Raw genomic sequence first — 17,739 nt, 5'->3', positions numbered from 1 at the left:
GTCACGACGAAGGGGCGGATGCCGCAGCATCCGCCCCTTCGTCGTGGTCAGATCAGGATGCCAGTTCTGCGGCGGGCGCCGCGACCGTCGACAGCGAGATCACGCCGTAGTCCCAGCCCTTGCGGCGGTAGACGACGCTCGGCTGGTCGGTGCGCGCGTTGATGAAGAGGAAGAAGTCGTGGCCGACCAGCTCCATCCGGTCGACGGCTTCTTCGACTGTCATCCACTCCGCGCCGAACTCCTTGGTCCGGATGACGACGGGCGTGTAGTCGTCCTCGTCCTCCGGTCCGGTGACGACGGGGACTGCTCCGGTGGCCACCGCGCGGAGGACCTCGACCGAGGCAGGCTCCACATCGATGCCCTGCAGGGTGCCGCTCTCCTTCTCGAGCTTCGCGCCGCGAGGGTGGTTACGCGAGTCGACGCGCTTCTCCTTCGCCCGGCGGATCTGCTCGGCGAGCTTCGTGACGGCCACGTCGAGCGCGGCGAACTTGTCGGCGTCCACGGCCTCGGCGCGCACGATCGGGCCTTTGCCGGTGAGCGTGATCTCGACCGTCTCGTCCTCGCGCGCCCCGTTGTGATAGGCGCGGTGCGTGACCTTGATGTCGAGTCGCTGGGCGCGGGGGGCCAGGTGTTCGATGCGGGCCGACTTCTCTTCGGCAACTGTCCGGAAGCGGTCGCTCACGCTTACTCCCACGCCGACGATACTGATCTCCATCGTGACCTCCTTGTTCCGGTCCACCCGGTCAAGGGCGGACCTGGGTTCGCCATCTGTCCCCCCACGGTAGTGGCCCCGCTCTCCGATGTCACCTTCCGTCAACCGGGAGTATTCGATGTGGACACCCGCAGCGGGGTGGACGCCGCCGTGAGGGCGCCGTGGACGACGGCGCCGGCCTCACGAAGAGCGCGCGCCGCTTCGGACAGCGTCGCTCCCGTGGTCGCCACGTCGTCGATCACGACCACGTGCAGGCCCCGGCACGGTGCCGCCGCCATCGTTCCTGCGACGTTCCGAGCCCGCTCGAGACGGCCAAGTCCCCGCTGATCGTCGGCCGGGCGCTGCGCTCGGAGCAACCGCACGGGACGATGACCGGCCCGCCGCACCAGGAGGTCGGGCACCGCGAAGCCCCGCGTGCGCATCGACGCCCGCGAGGTCGGGATCGGCACGGCGACGAGGTCCGTGCCGGGCCAGATCTCCGCGAGCGCCCGACCGAACGGTCGCGCGAGCGCCGTGCGCCCCTCCTCCTTCAGCGCCCGCATGACCCGCGCCGGCACGCCCTCGAAGCGGATGGCGCTGCGCACCTCCAGCCCGCAGGGCAGCGTCCGCCGGGTCGGCGCCGGAGCGAGCTCCGCCCGGCAGGCTTCGCAGAGGACGGCGTCGGGTGCATCGCACCCCGCGCACGAGAGCGGGAACAGCACGCCGAGCGCCTCGGCGAGGGCGCGGGAGACGGCGGGGGGAACCGGCATCCGTCCAGCGTCGCGTTAAACCGGAGGGCGCCGAGGGACCTGCTCGACCCTGGTGGACGCGCGCGTTCCGGACTGCCTGGGGAGGAAGCTCAGCCCGGCGAGCCCTGCTGCACCGCCAGCACCTCGACCTCGGACGCGAGGAACTGCCACGATCCGCGCTGCACGAACAGCGCGCCGTCGGAGGTCCGCAGGCGCACGCTGCCGGACTGATTGCCGCCGGCGATCGAGACGACGCCGTCCGGGGCGCGGACATCGCTGCCCTCACCGCCGACGGGCTGCTCACGCATCACGTCCTGTTCGCCGTCGCTCCAGATGAGGGCGAGGGTGGCATCGTCGAGCCAGGTGAGCTCGATCCCCTCGCCCGGCAGGAGAGCGACCACGTGAGGCTCGCTCATTCCGGTGGGGGTGCCGTCGACGTCGCGGACGATGCCCGCCACCCATACGGCCGGCTGAGCACCGTCGCGCACGAGCGCCGCGATGCGCGTGCCGTCGCGGGAGACGCGCATGGAGGCGACGCTCGTCGCTCCCGGCCACCCACCCGGAATCAGCTGCGCCGATCCGTCCGGCCCGTAGGCGACGACGTCGGTGGGAACGGCGCCGGGCACGGTCCAGATGTAGTCGAACGGATCGATCGACGGCGCGGTCATCCCGGCTCGCGTATCGAGTTCGGCGATGCCCGCGTCGGTCGTGACCCGGAGCACCGCGCCGGAACCGGTCCGGACCGCGGCGGTCGTCCGACCCGCGTTCGTCTCGATCGACTCGAGGTCGACGCCGCGGAGCGCGGCGGTGAGCCCGGCGACCTCCTCGAGTTCGGCGCCCGACAAGAAACCCAGCCGATCCTCGAGGTAGACGAGCGGTCGCACGTCGACGCGGTTCTCCGTGAGAGGCACGGCCGACACATCGAGCACCTCGTCGCCGATGAGGAGCTGCACGTCGATGATGCCGGCGCCCGCGAGGCTCTGCTGCAACTGCGTCCGCATCCGAGAGATGGTCTCGCGGCTGAGGTCGCGCGCGCCCGCATCGAGCGACACGCGGGCCACTCCGGCGTCGACCGGGACGGCCGGCTGCGTGAGGGCGACTCCCCCGGTGAAAGACGAGCGCACCGACCCGGCGAGCCACGGGCTCGGCGTCCCCGTGACGAGCGCATCGGCGATCCGGGTCGCCGGATTCGTCGCCGGGAACCAGCGGACGTCGGGCACGATCGCGCTCCAGTCCTGATCGAAGTAGGCGAGCTCGTAGCTGCGGAAGACGGTGCTGAAGCGGTTGGCGTCGAGGACGACGCCGTTGGGTGCCTGCGAGATGCGCCACTGCCCGTCCTGCTGGGTGAGCTGGTAGCGCAGCGCGATGTCGCCCTCCCCGCCGGGCTCATAGGCGCCGGTGCCGTCGACCGTCGCCACCGGCTGGACCGTGACGACGATCTCCTGGTCGCTCAGGACGTCGACCGTGCGATTGCCGGCGGCGTAGATCGTCACGCCGGCCTGCGGCTTCCACACGTCGCGGAAACCGGGGGTCAGATACTGCTGCGCCACGCCCCAGTTCCCCCGCGGGCCGGATCCGGCCGCGATGAACCCTTCGACGATCTGCTGGGGCGTGGAATCGGCGACCGGCCCGTCGGGCACGAAGGCGAATTCGGGCAGACCCTCGACCTCGTCGATGGAGCGCCCGACGTGGACGGGGCCGTCGACTGGCAGGCCGGCGCACGCGACGAGCGCCAGGGCCAGCAGGCCCGCGAGGGCGCCCAGACCGAACATCCGACGTCGTCTCATCGCGTTCCCTCCGCGTCCGTGCTCTCCGCCGACCTGTCGGGAAGGGTGATCGGCTGGGTGAGCCCGAGATCTTCGAACGTCAACGATCCGTCGCGCGGCTCGAGGTCGAGCGGTGACGACGTGCCGATGTGATCGCCGAGACGGCGGGGCAGGGTGAGCACGAAGTTCGTGCCGCCGCCGGTCTCCGACCAGACCGCCAGAGTGCCGCCGTGGAGGCGGGCATCGCCGAGCGCGATCGACAGACCGAGGCCCGTGCCGCCGATGGTGCGCCGGCGAGAGGGGTCGGCGCGCCAGAACCGGTCGAACACCCGCTCGGCGTCGGCCGCGCTCATCCCCAGACCGAAATCGCGGACTCCGAGAGCCACCGCTCGCTGATCGCTGTCGACGGTGATCACGATGGGTCTGCCCTCGCCGTGCTCGATCGCGTTGCCGAGGAGGTTCCGGACCACGCGCCGGATGCGGCGCGGATCCATCTCGACGGGCGAATAGCCGCCCGGCGCGACGAGGCGCACGTGGGTGCCGTGCTGATCCGCCAGCTGCTGCATCGACTCGATGACGTCCTCGGCGAGGTGCGCCAAGCTCGTCGGCTCGATCTCGAGCTGCACCGATCCGGCGTCGTAGCGGCTGATCTCGAGGAGGTCGGCGAGGAGCACCTCGAACCGCTGCACCTGCGCGTGCAGGAGTTCGGCAGCGCGCGCCGTCGTCGGCTCGAACTCGCCGCGCTGGTCGTTGATCATGTCAGCGGCCAGGCGGATCGTGGTGAGGGGCGTGCGGAGCTCGTGGGAGACGTCGGAGACGAACCGCTGCTGCACCAGCGAGAGCTCGGCGAGCTCCTTGATCTGACTCTCGATGCTGTCGGCCATCGCGTTGAACGACCGGCCGAGCGTCGCGAACTCGTCCTCTCCGCGCACCGGCAGGCGAACGCCGAGGTCGCCCGCCGCGAGTTTCGCACTCGTCTCGGCTGCTTGGGCGATCGGCACGGTGACGGAGCGGAGGACGAACAGCGAGATGGCCCCGATCAGGACGAGGAGCGAGATGCCCACCACCCACAGGGTGACCTGGACGAACTGCAGCGTCTGCGCCTCGGATGTCAGGTCATAGGCGAAGTACAACTCGTATGCGCCCGCCTCGGGGAGCAGGAGCTGCTGGCCGACGATGATGCCGGGATCCTCCGCGCCGTCGCCGTCCGGCAGACCGATCGACTGCCACCACTGCCGGTCACCGGTCAGCTTCACACTCTCGCGAAGGGCCGGCTGGATCATCGCCGCCGTGAGCCCGCCGCCCTCGAACCCCTGGGGCGCGATCGCGGACGGCTCCTGGTCGATCCGGAAGACCGCGACCATGGTCGTCCCACCCTGCCGGGAGAGGATCTCTCGTCGGACCTCGTCCATCAGCACCTGGAGCGCGACGACGTCGCCCTCGATCACGGCCGCGTCGAAGGTCGTCTGAGCCGCCTGGGTGGCGCGCTTGGCGGCATCCTGCACCTGATCGGAGCGCGACTCGTACAGGTCGTTCTGAATCGCGAGCGCCATCCACACGAGGGCGACGAGGATCGTGAGAGCGGTCAGCCCGAGCGTGACCGCGAGGGTCCGGAATCGGAGCGATCGGCGCCAGGTGTATCCCACCCGGCGCGCCCAGCTGCGCCAGTCTCGCCACGTCGGGACGATCGTCCGCGTGCCGGTCCGAGTGCTCACGGACATCGACGGACCCCGATCGGAGCGGTCACACGGCAGCGCCGGCGCGGTAGCCGACGCCGCGCACGGTGGTGACGATCTGGGGGTTGTCCGGGTCGCGCTCGACCTTGGCCCGGAGCCGCTGGACATGCACGTTCACGAGGCGCGTGTCGGCCTTGTAGTGGTAGCCCCACACCTGCTCGAGGAGCATCTCGCGGGTGAAGACCTGCTGCGGCTTCGAGGCGAGCGCCACGAGGAGTTCGAACTCCAGCGGCGTCAGTGCGATCGAGCCGCCGTCGCGGCGCACCTCGTGGGCTGCGACATCGACGCTGAGGTCGCCGATGCGGAGGACCTCGGAGGGCGGGGCCGCAGCCGGGCGCAGCCGCGTGCGGACCCGCGCCACCATCTCCTTGGGGTTGAACGGCTTGACGATGTAGTCGTCGGCGCCGGATTCGAGACCACGGACGACGTCGGCGGTGTCGGTGCGCGCCGTGAGCATGATGATCGGGATGCCGGACTCGGCCCGCACACGCGTGCACACCTCGATGCCGTCGAGGCCCGGCAGCATCAGATCGAGGAGGATCAGGTCGGGCCTGCTGTCGCGCCAGGTCTCGGCGGCCGTCGTCCCGTCGCTGCAGAAGGCGACCTCGAACCCCTCGGTGCGCAGCACGATTCCGATCATCTCGGCGAGAGCGGTGTCGTCGTCGACAACCAGGATGCGCGATGTCATAGCGGGCGGTTTCGTCCTTCGGGTCGGGCGAGGTTCTGATCCTCGCCGCGGGTGACTCCACAGTAACCGACACGCGGACGAGCCGGGTGGGAAGCGGCACGGCCCGCCCCCGAAGGGACGGGCCGTGCCGGATGCCTCAGCGGTGCAGGTCGAACCGGTCGAGCTCGGTGACCTTCGTCCACGCCGAGACGAAGTCTCGGACGAACGCGTCCGCACCGTCGTCGGAGGCGTAGACCTCGGCGATGGCGCGCAGCTCCGAGTTGGAGCTGAAGAGCAGGTCGACGCGCGTGCCGATGCCGATCTCCGAGCCGTCGGCGGCGACACCCCGGAACGCGTGCGAACCCGGGTCCACCGCCTTCCACGTCGCGCCGAGGTCGAGCAGCTGCACGAACACGTCGTTCGTGAGCGCACCCGGACGATCCGTGAACACGCCGTAGGGCGAGCCGTCCCAGTTCGCGCCGATCGCGCGGAGTCCGCCGACGAGGACGGTCATCTCCGGGGCGCTCAGCGTCAGCAGGTTCGCCTTGTCGACCAGGTGGTGCTCCGCAGGCAGCACGGCGTTCGGGCCGTAGTAGTTGCGGAAGCCGTCGGCGACGGGCTCGAGGTAGTCGAACGACCGCTCGTCGGTCTGCTCCTGCGTGGCATCCGTCCGACCGGGACGGAACGGCACGGTCACCGAGGCGCCCGCAGCGTGCGCTGCCTGCTCCACGCCGGCGTTGCCCGCCAGCACGATCAGGTCGGCGAGGGACACCTTCTTGCCGTCGGTGCGTCCCTCGGCGAAACGCGCCTGCACGCCTTCGAGCGCGGTGAGGACCTTCGTCAGCTGAGCCGGGTTGTTGACCTCCCAGTCCTTCTGCGGCGACAGACGGATGCGGGCGCCGTTGACGCCGCCTCGCTTGTCGCTGCCGCGGAAGGTGGATGCCGCGGCCCAGGCGGTCGACACGAGCTCGGCGCTGCTCAGGCCGGTGGCGAGGAGCTGCTCCTTGAGCGACGCCGCGTCGGCGTCGTCGATGAGGGCGTGGTCGACGGCGGGCACCGGGTCCTGCCAGATGAGCTCCTCCTGCGGCACCTCGGGTCCGAGGTAGCGCGCGATGGGGCCCATGTCGCGGTGGGTCAGCTTGAACCATGCGCGGGCGAACGCGTCGCCGAAGGCTTCGGGGTCGGCCTTGAAGCGCCGTGAGACCTCGTCGTAGGCGGGGTCCATCCGCAGCGCCAGGTCGCTCGTGAGCATGCGCGGCTCGCGGCGGCCGTTCGAGTGGGCGAGCGGGACCATGTCCGCTCCCCCGCCGTTGATCGGGCGCCACTGGTGGCCGCCACCGGGGCTCTTCATGAGCTCCCAGTCGTAGGCGTAGAGGATGTGGAAGAACTCGTTGTCCCAGCGCGTGGGGTGGTAGGTCCAGGTGACCTCGAGGCCCGACGTGATGGTGTCGTCGCCATGACCGGTCGCGTGGTTGTTCTTCCAGCCGAGACCCTGCTGCTCGACGCCGGCCGCCTCGGGGTTGGCCTCGAGGTTGGTGTCGGTCGCGGCGCCGTGGGTCTTGCCGAAGGTGTGACCGCCGGCGATCAGCGCGACGGTCTCCTCGTCGTTCATCCCCATGCGGCCGAAGGTCTCGCGGATGTCGCGGGCCGACTTGAGCGGGTCGGGCTCGCCGTTCGGGCCCTCGGGATTGACGTAGATGAGACCCATCTGCACCGCGGCGAGCGGCTTCTCGAGGTTGCGGTCACCGCTGTAGCGCTCGTCGGCGAGCCAGGTCGTCTCGGGGCCCCAGTACACGTCGTCGTCGGGCTCCCAGACGTCGGGGCGTCCGCCGCCGAAGCCGAAGGTCGAGAACCCCATGGTCTCGAGCGCGACGTTGCCGGCGAGGATCATCAGGTCGCCCCACGACAGCGACTGGCCGTACTTCTTCTTGACGGGCCAGAGGAGACGGCGCGCCTTGTCGAGGTTGACGTTGTCGGGCCAGCTGTTGAGCGGCGCGAAGCGCTGCTGACCGGTGCCGCCGCCGCCGCGGCCGTCGGTCGCGCGGTAGGTGCCGGCCGAGTGCCACGCCATGCGGATCATGAGCGGGCCGTAGTTGCCGAAGTCGGCCGGCCACCAGTCCTGCGAGGTGGTGAGGACGGCGGCGATGTCGGCCTTGACGGCGGCGAGGTCGAGGGTCCCGAACGCCGCGGCGTAGTCGAAGTCCTCGCCGACGGGGTTCGCCACGGCGGGGTTCTTCTTGAGGATCCGGAGGTTCAGCTGGTTGGGCCACCACACCTGGTTGGCGTTGCCGACCGTGGGGTGCGGCTGGCCGCCGTGGTTCTGGCGCTCGGCGCCGGGGGCGCCGTGCAGGACGGGGCAGGAGTCGGCGTCGTTGGAGCGGGGACGCTCCTCGCCGTCGGCGCGCTCGTCCTCCGGGGTGTCGATCGGGGTGACGGCCTGGTCGACATCAGAGACGTCGGCTCCGATGGGCTCGGCCTGCGGGTCACGGTCACTCATGGTGATCCTTCCGGTTGAGGGTCGTGAGGGGATTCGGGTGGAGAAGAGATGTGGTCAGGAGCGTGCGGATGCCGCGCAGTCGCCGCACAGGCCCCAGTAGGTCACTTCGGCGGAGGCGATCCGGAAGCCCTGCGCGTCGGACGGGTGCAGGCAGGGCGCGCTGCCTACGGCGCAGTCGACGTCTTTCACCGCACCGCAGCCGGTGCAGATGAGGTGATGGTGGTTGTCGTCGACGCGCAGCTCGAAGAGCATCGGCTGACCTGCCGGCTCGATCCGGCGCACCAGGCCCGCGTCGACGAAATCGCCGAGCGCGTTGTAGACCGACTGGCGGCTCGCCCGCGGAAGTGCGGGCGAGACCTCGGCGAACACCGCGTCGGCGCTCGCGTGCGGCCGGGCGGCGAGCGCGTCGAAGACGGCGACCCGCGATTCCGTCACCCGGAGACCGGCGTCGCGAAGAGCGGCGGCGGAGTCGAGGACGGGTGCGGACATACCCTCAGCCTACCTCTTTTTTGATCTGATCAAAAGAAGCCAGAGGTCGCCGGTGTGCTCAGTACCGGTAGTGGTCGAGCTTGTACGGCCCGTCGACGGGGACGCCGATGTACGACGCCTGCTCATCGGTGAGCGTCGTCAGCTGCACCCCGAGCGCGGGCAGATGGAGGCGCGCGACCTTCTCATCGAGCGCCTTGGGCAGCACGTAGACGCCGACGGGGTACTCCTCGGTGCGCAGGAACAGCTCGATCTGCGCGAGGACCTGGTTGGTGAACGACGCGCTCATGACGAACGACGGGTGCCCCGTCGCGTTCCCGAGGTTCAGCAGGCGCCCCTCGGAGAGGACGAGGATGCTGCGCCCCGTCGGCAGGCGGTACTCGTGCACCTGCGGCTTGATCTCGATCTTCTCGACGCCCGGCAGCGCCTCGAGCGCGGCCATGTCGATCTCGTCGTCGAAGTGACCGACGTTGCCGACGATCGCGAGGTGCTTGAGCGCGAGGAGGTGATCGACCGTGACGACGCGGGTGTTCCCGGTACCCGTGATGACGATGTCCACCTGGTCGGCGACGTCGTCGAACCGGGCGACCTGATAGCCGTCCATCGCCGCCTGCAGCGCGCAGATCGGGTCGACCTCGCTGACGATGACGCGTGCGCCCTGCCCGCGGAGTGCCTCGGCAGCGCCCTTACCCACGTCGCCGTAGCCGACGATGAAGGCGACCTTGCCGCCGATGAGAACGTCGGTGGCACGGTTGATGCCGTCGGGGAGCGAGTGCCGGATGCCGTACTTGTTGTCGAACTTCGACTTGGTGACCGAGTCGTTGACATTGATCCCGGGGAAAAGGAGCTTTCCGGCCGCGTGCAGTTCGTACAGGCGGTGGACGCCCGTCGTCGTCTCCTCGGTGACACCGATGAGCCCAGCCACCATCCGGGTGAAGCGCTGCGGATCGCGCGCGAGGCTCGTGCGGAGGGTGTCGAGCACGATGCGGTATTCGGCCGAGTCGGTGTGCGCGGCATCCGGCACCGCACCGGCGGCCTCGAACTCGACGCCCTTGTGGACGAGCAGGGTCGCGTCGCCGCCGTCGTCGAGGATCAGGTTCGGGCCGTCGAAGCCCTCGGCCGACCAGTCGAAGATCCGGTCGGCGAGCTCCCAGTACTCGGCGAGCGTCTCGCCCTTGAACGCGAAGACGGGTACCCCGGCCGGGGCGTCGACCGTACCGGTCGGTCCGACGACGATGGCGGCAGCGGCCTCGTCCTGCGTCGAGAAGATGTTGCAGCTGGCCCAGCGCACCTGCGCGCCGAGGGCGACGAGCGTCTCGATGAGGACCGCCGTCTGCACGGTCATGTGGAGTGAGCCGGCGATGCGCGCACCGGCGAGGGGCTGCGTTGCGCCGTACTCCTCGCGGAGCGCCATGAGACCCGGCATCTCGTTCTCGGCGAGGCGGATCTGGTGGCGACCGGCTTCCGCGAGGGAGATGTCGGCGACGACGTGGTCGAAGGTCTTCACGGGTGTGGGCACGCGCCCATCCTCCCATGTCGGCTCAGGCGCGGAGGGTCTCGTGACGGACGACGACCCAGCCTTTGGGGACGGACATCCGACCCGTGTGGATCGCGCACAGATCGTGCGCGTGCGGGTCGTTGCCGGCGCCGAGCGGACCGAGCACGGCCATCTGATCGCCGTAGTCGTAGGTCAGGGTCGTGACAGCCTCGCGGGCACAGCCCACCTTGGAACAGAGTCGGTCATCCATCGTCGTCCACGCTAACGACGGGATGCACCGGCATCCGGATGCCGCGCCGAAAACCACGATCCGTGATCGCCGTCACTCGACTCCCCGCGCGGTGAGGGCGTCGCCCAGATCGTCGGCGTGACGGAGCGCCAGGATCAGGAAGGGCACGACGAAGAAGCGGATGCCGCGGGGTCCTCCCCGGGCGCGCTGCGCGTCCCGGACGTCTCCCGCGAGGCGGACGAGGGTGGGCACCGTACCCAGGGCGACGACGAGCAGCAGCGCGGCCCGGGCCGGATCGACGCCGACGACGCGGGCAGGGCCGAGTGCCCGCTCGAACGAGCTGAGGAGCACGGAGACCGGCGTGGTCACCGCCAGCAGCGAGGCGAGGGTCACGGCCGCGATGATCCGGAGGGTCCCGACGACAGCGGGTTCGGCGCCGAGGAAGATCGCCTGACCGAGCAGGCTGACCGCGATCAGCCAGCGGAGGCTCCACACCTGTCGCCCGAGCTCGCCGAGTCCGACGCCGGGCAGCGCGTAGGCGGCGATGCAGGCGGCGACCGGAACCACGGCGAACCCCCAGGTCGCCGGGAGCACGGACACGCCGAGCACGAGAACGGCGAGCAGCACGGTCTTCGGGCCCGTCGGCATCCGGTGCCACGGTCCCGCGCCGGGCCGGAACAGGGTCAGCACGCCCAGGACGCCTCGTAGGCGGCGACGACGTCGGCCGCAGGGCCGAGAGCCGCGATCCGTCCGCGGTCGACGTGCAGGGCGAGCTCGCACCGGCGGGCGAGCGCGAGATCGTGCGTGACGAGCATCAGCCGATGCCCGTCGGTCTGCAAAAGGTGATCGGCGATCTTGCGGGCGTTCGGACCGTCGAGGTACGCCGTCGGCTCGTCGGCGATGACGAGGCCCGGCCGCCGGACGAAGGCCCCGCACAGCGCGAGGAGCTGCTTCTGCCCCCCGGACAGATCGTGCGCCGGGTGATCCGCGAGCGCGGTCAGGCCGAAGCGGTCGAGCGCGGCCGCGACCCGCTCGTCGCGTTCGCCGCGCGGGATGCGCTCCCCGCGGAGGGAGAACGCGACGTCCTCGGCCACGGTGGGCATCACGATCTGCGCGTCGGGGTTGCTGAAGACGATCGCGACACGGCGGCGGAGTTCGCGCGCGTCGGCCACGACGTCGAGGCCGAGAACCGCGACCTCGCCCGAGGTGGGACGCACCAGCCCGCCGACGACCCGTGCGAGCGTGGACTTCCCCGACCCGTTGCGCCCGACCACCGCGACGGTCCGCGCCGAGATGTCGACGGAGACGTCGCTCAGGGCCTCGCTGTCTCCCAGCCGCACCGCCAAGCGCTCGGCGCGGAGCAGGCTCATCCCCCGACCGGAGCGGTGGTCGGCGTCGCGGCGGGCACCGCAGCCCGGGAACACCACGTGCGGCGGAAGGCCCTCGGGTACCCCCGGACCAGAGCGCCGACGATCACCGTGGCGATGACCGCTTTGGCCAGGTCGCCGGGCAGGAAGGCCAGGCTCGCCCAGACGGCCTGGTCGATCGCGAGCCGGAGGACGAGACTCTGCACCGGGATACCGATCGCGTAGATGACCACGACCCCGCCGACGAGCATGGCGAGGAAGGTGCGCCACCACACCGGTCGCCGTCCGCCGGCATGCACGAGGGCGCCGACGACGACCGCGCCCACGAGCCACCCGCCGAGGTATCCGGCGGTCGGCCCGACGAACACGCCGAGGCCTCCACGCCCGCCGGCGAGGAGGGGCAGCCCGAGCGCGACGAGAGCCAGGAGGGTCGAGACGGACAGCGCCGCGACGGCCGGTCCGAGGATCGCGCCGGCGAGCATGACGCCGAGGGTCTGAACGGTGATCGGCACACCGCCGAACACGCTGATCGACCCGGGCAGGCCGAGGACGGCGATAACGGCCGCGAACACCCCCGCCCGGGCGAGGTCGGTCGTGTCGAAGCGGCGACGCGCGGTAGCGGGCTGGGTCATGGCATCCTCCTGAACGGCGTTCAGGTGAACACCGTTCAGGTACAGTACCGAGATGACCCCGTCGGAGCAAAACCCCTCCCCCCGGGCTCCGCGGCGCTCACGCGACGACATCGTCGATGCGGCCCTCCACCTGCTCGACGAGCTCGGCCTGCCCGATCTCTCGATGCGCCGGCTCGCCGATGCTCTCGGCGTCCAGCCGAGCGCCCTGTACTGGCACGTCGCGAGCAAGCAGGAGCTCTTGGCCGCCGTCAGCGAGCGGATCCTCGCCCCCCTCCGAATGATGGACGCGTCGCCGGGGGGCAGCATCGCGGGCAGCGCACGCCTGCTCGGGGACCGCCTGCGCGAGCGCCTGCTCACCTACCGCGACGGCGCCGAGGTCGTGTCGAGCTCTCTCGCGCTCGGCCTCGTGACCTCCCCGGTGCACGCCGAGCTGGCACGGCTCGCGGAGCCCGGCGTGCCGGTCCGTGCGATCGCGGATGCCGTCACCCACTTCGTCGTGGGCTACACCTTCCACGAGCAGCAGCGGCGCGCCGCCGACGGATGGGGGGCGACAGCGGATGCCGCGACGCTCACTCCCGCGCACCTCACCCGCACCGGCGACGACTTCCGCGCCGCCCTCGATCTCATCGCCGCGGGCATCGACGCCGGCTCGCGGAGCACCGGCCGCTGAGCGCGCACGCCGCCTAGGATGGCGTCATGCCCTGCAAGGTCGACTCATGAGGCGCCGCACCCGTGCAGCCGTCCGCCCCGACCGGCACGGACGCCACGGACGCCTCGACCGCAGCTCCGTCGTGCGGCCGCCGCTGCCCGCGATCGAGACACGTGCCGAGAAGTTCGACCTCACGGTGACGACGGCTGTCGAGTTCCTGCGGAGCGCGTGGCCGGAACTGCGTGACGTGCGGTTCGACATCGGCTGGATGCCTCCCGCGGCAGACGCCGACGGCATCCCGCGATGGTCCATCCTCCCCGACCAGCAGCGGATCATCCTGTTCCGACTGCCGATCGAGCGGCTCGCACACCTGCATCGCAACGACGACCTGCACCGCCGCATGATGATCGAGAGCTGCGTGTTCCGCGCGGCGGCGGAGTACCTCGACCGCGACCCGTGGGACCTCGGCCCTGACCGCTTCCGGTTCTGACGCCGCGCCGCGCTCAGCGGGGGCGGACCACCACCGGCGACGCAGCGGCATCCGCCGGCACCACCGGGTACCCGGCCACGGCGCCGTCACCGGCATAGACGACGTTCGCCCGGATCGTCTCCTCGCCCGCATCGATCCGGTAGACGGATCCCGGCTCGACGGCGATGGAGACGGCGCCGCCTGCCGGCACCTCGACTTCCCGCGCGTCGCCCTCACCGGCATCCGAGGTCACCGTCACCGTCGCGTCGTCCGCTCCCGCCGCGATGGCAAGCCGAGGCGAGGGTCCCGCCGCGACCGCGAAAAGGCTCGGCACCGAGAGGGGATCCGCCGCGGCGAACCAGCCGAAGTCCGAGCCTGCCCCGACGCCCGTGGCCGTCCAGAGCGAGGCCACCACGGGAGCCTCGGCCTCGACGTCGACGCGGTAGCGCCCGGCGGCGAGCGATTCGACGTCGACCTCCAGGGGCGTGCCGGCGACGAGCTCGAGGTCGCGCGCGGCGAATGTCGGAGCCGACGCACCGACCTCCGTGACCGTGACGCTCGCGGTCGTGTCGTCGGAGGGCGCCAGAACCCGGACGATCGTGTCGGCTCCCGGCCCACCCGCGGCCGCGATGCCGGGGATGACCTGCTGCGTGGCCGGCCGCGACGTGGCGTCGCTCTGGTCGATGCCGCCCGGTACGAGGGTCCGGGTGAGCGAGGACTGGAGGGTCGCCTGGACGGGCGCCTGCGCGGCCGTCACGCGGACGACCGGGTTCGCCTCGCCGAGGGCGAGGGACGCCAGCGGCACGACGCGCTGAGATCCCGCGGGGACGAGGATGTCGGCGCCCGCCTCGGGCGCCACCGACCCCTCCGCCCCGAACACGGTGAGATCGACACGGGAGGCGACATCGCCCGGATTCGCGATGACGACGAGATCGGCCGCGCCCGTCAGGCCGCTGCCGGCGACGAGCCAGGACTCCATGGTGGGCGGGGTGCACGCGGCGGCGGCGAACCCCGCGAGGTCTTCGTCATCGGCCGTCGACGATCCGGCGGCGGCGAGATCGGTGCGGGCGCCGCCGGTGGGCTCCGCGGCGAAGGATGTGGCGGGCGGGCCCCCCGGCACGTCGGGCACGGCCATCTCGCCCGGGGCCGCCTCCGCAGCCGCGGGGCTGACCCCGACGGTGACGCGCTGCGTCGCGGCCGCGGCGAGGGACGACACGTTCTCGGGGTCGCGCCCGAGCACGAGGGTCGCTCCGCCGCATGCGAGCCGCGACGTGGACGCCTCGGGATCGGCGGTCACCGAGAGCACGTTCCGGTCGACCCGGGGCCACGAGGCCGGCACGGCGAGGGCGACACCGGCGACCGCAGCGACGGCGATGACACCGCCGACCAGGGCACGGATGCGGCGGGGGGCGGTGCTCATGATGCTCTCCTGACGCCGATCACACGGGAGTGGCGACGCGCTTCGCGGAGGCTCGAGCGCGTGGGGACGGCCAGGAGCAGCGCGATCGCGACGACTCCCAGCTGCAGCAGCGCGATCTGCCCGGTGAGCGGACCGGCGTCGTCGTCGGCTCGGCGCTCCGCGATCGGCCCGTCGACGCCCCACAGGATGCCGCGCGCCGTCGTCCCGACGCTGACGAGATCGGCGCGCTGATTGAGGACGGTCTGGGCTGCGAGACGGGTGGCGCGGGCCACATCGCTTTCGCCGCGCTCGGCTTCGAGCAGCACGTACGCGACGCCGTGCCCACCGAGCCGGTCGACGACGTCGCCGGTGCTCGAGGTGACCAGATCGGCGGTCACCCGGCCGAGTTCGGTGTCGCCGTCGGAGAGGTCGCGCCGGGTGGACTGCAGCGTCGTCTGAGCGCCGAGCGTCTCGCTCGCGCCCCACACCACGGATGCCGCGAAGCCCCCGTCAGGGCCGGCAGTGAGAACGAGCGTGGCGGTCTGCTCCCCCATCCGTTCCTCCTCGCTGCCGGCGGTCTTGACATAGGCGGGGAGAGTGCTGGCGGGTCCGTCCGTCAGGGCCGCTTCACCCCGCACGGGTGCGGTCAGCGCGGGGACGGCCCCCACCGCCAGGAAGGCGATCACCACGACGGCCGAGACGGCGGGGACCACAGGCCCCGCCCCTCGGCTGCGCGCGCCCTCCGGCCCCGCGCCGTCGAGCCCGGCGACGACGGCGAGGAGGAGTCCCGCCCATGCGACGCTGAGCGCCGCACCCGGCCAGATGGTCACGGGCCCGCTCATCGACGTCGCCGCGGCGATGCCCGAGGCGACGAAGGCCGTCAGGATGCCCGAGACCGCCAGGAGGAGTCCGAGTGCCGCGGGCACGAGCCTGCCGAACACCGGAGCAGCGACGGCGAGGGCGACGACCGGGGCGCTCAGTGCGATCGCTGCCCAGCCGAGCGTGTCGATGCCGAGCATGTCGGACCATCCCGACGCATCGGCCGTGGGGAAGCCGAAGACCATGAGGAGACGGTCTACCCACTCCCCACCGAACGGCGCCCCGGCGAGCGGTCGCCCCGGATCGGCGAGGAGTCCGAGCGGATTGCCGTCGGCGAGCTGTCGCCAGACCAGCGGAGCGAACATCACCAGCGTCGGAACGATGAGCCAGGCCACGCGACCGATGCCTCGGCCGCGTCGCAGGGTGACGGTGAGCAGGAGCGCGACGATCCACATCGCGAGCGCGGCAGGGAAGACCGACGGTGCGCAGGCGATCACGACGGCGAACAGGAGGGAGGCCACGCCTGCGCTGCTCCACGACCGGCGCGCGGCCGCGGCCGTGTAGAGGAGCCACGGGAGCACCAGGTGGAGGATGACGGCGCTCGGGCGACCGTCGACGAGCGCCGCGAGGAAGGTCGGCGCCACGGCCCAGGCGAAGCCCGCAGCGGCCCGCACGATGGCCCGCTCGGTCACACGGGTGGCGGCGAACCAGCCGCCGAGCGCCGCGAGCGGCAGGGCCAGCACCCACAGGATCACCAGCGCCCGCGACGGCGCGGGAGGAAAGAGCGAGCCCACGAGGGCGATGACGGCAGCGAACGGATCGGCGGGACCGGACGTCTCCCACCCCAGCGCGCGGGCGCCGTACGCGGCATCCGACCACAGCGCCGCCACCTCGGTCCGCAGCGGCGCGAGTGCCCCGCCGCCGAGGACGGGCCACGCGAGAAGCGAGGCGAAGGCGAGCAGCGAGGTCGCGAGTGCCCCGAGCACGAGCCAGGCGCCGCCCCCACTGAAGAAGCGGGCACCGTCCGATGCCACGGCAGAGGGCGCGTGATCGTCGAGGCGCTGTTGCAGGTCGCGACGTCCGATGCGCAGCGGCGCGAGCTGAAGCCAGGACGCCTGGCGCGTTCGGCGGATCCGCCGTCGGGCGCGGACCAGGGATGGGATGCGCACCAGCACCGTCGCCGCGGCGGCCCACTCGGGGCCGATCCGTCCCGGCTGCTTCGCGACGAGGTGTCCGAGCGAGCGCCACAACGCCAGGGGCAGCAGCGACAGCCAGTGCAGGAGCACGGTCGCCGCGGGCGCGTAGGCGAGCCGCCGGTGCAGCTGAGCAGTGCGGGCGGCATAGGCACGGCGTCCCCGCGCGACGGGTGTGCGTCCGACCGGTGTGCCGGCGACGCCGTCGCCGGCGACGGCGACGAGCGCGGCGGGCGCGAGGGCGACGCGGCCGCCCGCCAACCGCGCCCGGATGCCGAGGTCGAGCCCCTCATCGGCGCCGGCGAGCGCGGGGTCGATGCCGGCGAGCGCCGTCCACACCTGCGAACGCACGAGGATGCCGCGGATGTCGGTGCCGAGGACGTCCTCGCCGGCGTCGTGCTGACCCTGATCGAGTTCGCCGTCCGCGAGCCCGACCGTGCGGCCTCCGACGGTCATCGTCACGCCGAGCGACACGATCTTCGTCGGGTCGTCCCACGAGACGAGCTTCGGTGCGGCCAGAGCGACGGACGGGGCGGTCTCGAGCGCAGCCGTCAGCCGGGCGAGGGCGTCCGGCGCCGGCGCGGTGTCCTGCGCGAGCAGCCAGACAGCGTCTCCGACCAGGCGGCGACTCGCGAGCGCCAGAGCGTCGGCGAAGCCGGTGCCCCGGGGGGCGACGATGACGGCTTCGGCGCCGGACTCGGAGGCGAGGGCGCGCAGACGGTCGTCGGGACCGCACAGGACGACCGTGAGGACATCGGCGCGGCGCGTCTGAGCGGCGAGCGCGCGCAGCGTTCGACTCAGATGAAGGTCGGTGGGGCCGCGCCCGGAAGGGCGCACGACCAGTAAAGCGTGGACTCGGGCGGGCATGGCCTGGTCAGCCTAAGCGGATGCA

Annotated in this window: 16 protein-coding genes; 2 read left to right on the top strand and 14 right to left on the bottom strand. The window is 71.8% G+C overall.

Annotation, left to right across the window (positions count from 1 at the left end; translation table 11 throughout):
* Window positions 1–52 precede the first annotated feature (52 nt).
* The 12 genes from hpf to ACJJV7_RS06310 form a co-directional block, all read right to left on the bottom strand.
* Complete coding sequence (gene hpf, locus ACJJV7_RS06365) at window positions 53–715, bottom strand: ribosome hibernation-promoting factor, HPF/YfiA family (RefSeq protein ID WP_405373233.1); 663 nt, start codon at window positions 713–715, stop codon at window positions 53–55.
* Between the two features lie 98 nt (window positions 716–813).
* On the bottom strand, window positions 814–1,461 hold the full coding sequence (locus ACJJV7_RS06360; RefSeq protein ID WP_405373231.1) for a ComF family protein: 648 nt from the start codon (window positions 1,459–1,461) through the stop codon (window positions 814–816).
* Between the two features lie 89 nt (window positions 1,462–1,550).
* Entirely contained in the window at window positions 1,551–3,227 is a 1,677-nt protein-coding gene (locus tag ACJJV7_RS06355) for an LpqB family beta-propeller domain-containing protein (protein WP_405373230.1), read from the bottom strand.
* Window positions 3,224–4,927 (bottom strand): MtrAB system histidine kinase MtrB, encoded by a 1,704-nt coding sequence (gene mtrB / locus ACJJV7_RS06350; RefSeq protein WP_405373228.1) that lies wholly within the window; start codon window positions 4,925–4,927, stop codon window positions 3,224–3,226. Before mtrB ends, ACJJV7_RS06355 begins: the two co-directional genes overlap by 4 nt.
* A gap of 22 nt (window positions 4,928–4,949) precedes the next feature.
* A complete protein-coding gene (mtrA, locus tag ACJJV7_RS06345; protein WP_405373226.1) occupies window positions 4,950–5,630 on the bottom strand; it encodes an MtrAB system response regulator MtrA in 681 nt (226 codons plus the stop codon).
* A 136-nt stretch (window positions 5,631–5,766) separates the two neighbouring features.
* Window positions 5,767–8,106, bottom strand: a complete 2,340-nt coding sequence (gene katG, locus ACJJV7_RS06340; RefSeq protein ID WP_405373224.1) for a catalase/peroxidase HPI — start codon at window positions 8,104–8,106, stop codon at window positions 5,767–5,769.
* 54 nt (window positions 8,107–8,160) lie between these two features.
* A complete protein-coding gene (locus tag ACJJV7_RS06335; protein ID WP_405373222.1) occupies window positions 8,161–8,595 on the bottom strand; it encodes a Fur family transcriptional regulator in 435 nt (144 codons plus the stop codon).
* A 58-nt stretch (window positions 8,596–8,653) separates the two neighbouring features.
* Complete coding sequence (ahcY, locus tag ACJJV7_RS06330) at window positions 8,654–10,111, bottom strand: adenosylhomocysteinase (RefSeq protein ID WP_405373221.1); 1,458 nt, start codon at window positions 10,109–10,111, stop codon at window positions 8,654–8,656.
* A gap of 22 nt (window positions 10,112–10,133) precedes the next feature.
* Complete coding sequence (locus tag ACJJV7_RS06325) at window positions 10,134–10,340, bottom strand: DUF3499 family protein (protein ID WP_405373219.1); 207 nt, start codon at window positions 10,338–10,340, stop codon at window positions 10,134–10,136.
* Window positions 10,341–10,412: 72 nt separating this feature from the next.
* Window positions 10,413–11,009, bottom strand: a complete 597-nt coding sequence (locus tag ACJJV7_RS06320; RefSeq protein ID WP_405373217.1) for an energy-coupling factor transporter transmembrane component T family protein — start codon at window positions 11,007–11,009, stop codon at window positions 10,413–10,415.
* Window positions 11,003–11,689 carry an energy-coupling factor ABC transporter ATP-binding protein gene (locus tag ACJJV7_RS06315; RefSeq protein WP_405373215.1) on the bottom strand — a complete coding sequence of 229 codons (687 nt, stop codon included), beginning with the start codon at window positions 11,687–11,689 and terminating at the stop codon, window positions 11,003–11,005. Before ACJJV7_RS06315 ends, ACJJV7_RS06320 begins: the two co-directional genes overlap by 7 nt.
* A complete protein-coding gene (locus ACJJV7_RS06310) occupies window positions 11,686–12,318 on the bottom strand; it encodes a biotin transporter BioY (RefSeq protein ID WP_405373213.1) in 633 nt (210 codons plus the stop codon). The genes ACJJV7_RS06315 and ACJJV7_RS06310 overlap by 4 nt, the downstream gene beginning before the upstream one ends.
* Before the next feature lie 52 nt (window positions 12,319–12,370).
* Between ACJJV7_RS06310 and ACJJV7_RS06305 the strand changes: the two genes are divergently transcribed.
* Window positions 12,371–12,988 (top strand): TetR family transcriptional regulator, encoded by a 618-nt coding sequence (locus ACJJV7_RS06305; protein ID WP_405373211.1) that lies wholly within the window; start codon window positions 12,371–12,373, stop codon window positions 12,986–12,988.
* A 46-nt stretch (window positions 12,989–13,034) separates the two neighbouring features.
* Window positions 13,035–13,457: a metallopeptidase family protein gene (locus tag ACJJV7_RS06300; RefSeq protein WP_405373209.1), complete on the top strand. Its 423-nt coding sequence runs from the start codon at window positions 13,035–13,037 to the stop codon at window positions 13,455–13,457.
* A 13-nt stretch (window positions 13,458–13,470) separates the two neighbouring features.
* Here the strand turns inward: ACJJV7_RS06300 and ACJJV7_RS06295 are convergent, their stop codons facing one another.
* Together ACJJV7_RS06295 and ACJJV7_RS06290 are read right to left on the bottom strand one after the other, a co-directional pair.
* Window positions 13,471–14,856: a DUF5719 family protein gene (locus ACJJV7_RS06295; protein ID WP_405373207.1), complete on the bottom strand. Its 1,386-nt coding sequence runs from the start codon at window positions 14,854–14,856 to the stop codon at window positions 13,471–13,473.
* Complete coding sequence (locus ACJJV7_RS06290) at window positions 14,853–17,714, bottom strand: glycosyltransferase family 2 protein (protein ID WP_405373205.1); 2,862 nt, start codon at window positions 17,712–17,714, stop codon at window positions 14,853–14,855. Before ACJJV7_RS06290 ends, ACJJV7_RS06295 begins: the two co-directional genes overlap by 4 nt.
* Window positions 17,715–17,739 lie beyond the last annotated feature (25 nt).

It is taken from the genome of Microbacterium sp. Ld4 (assembly GCF_045066555.1).
In the GTDB taxonomy this organism is placed as follows: Bacteria; Actinomycetota; Actinomycetes; order Actinomycetales; family Microbacteriaceae; genus Microbacterium.
This window is presented reverse-complemented; position numbering and strand designations above follow the sequence as displayed.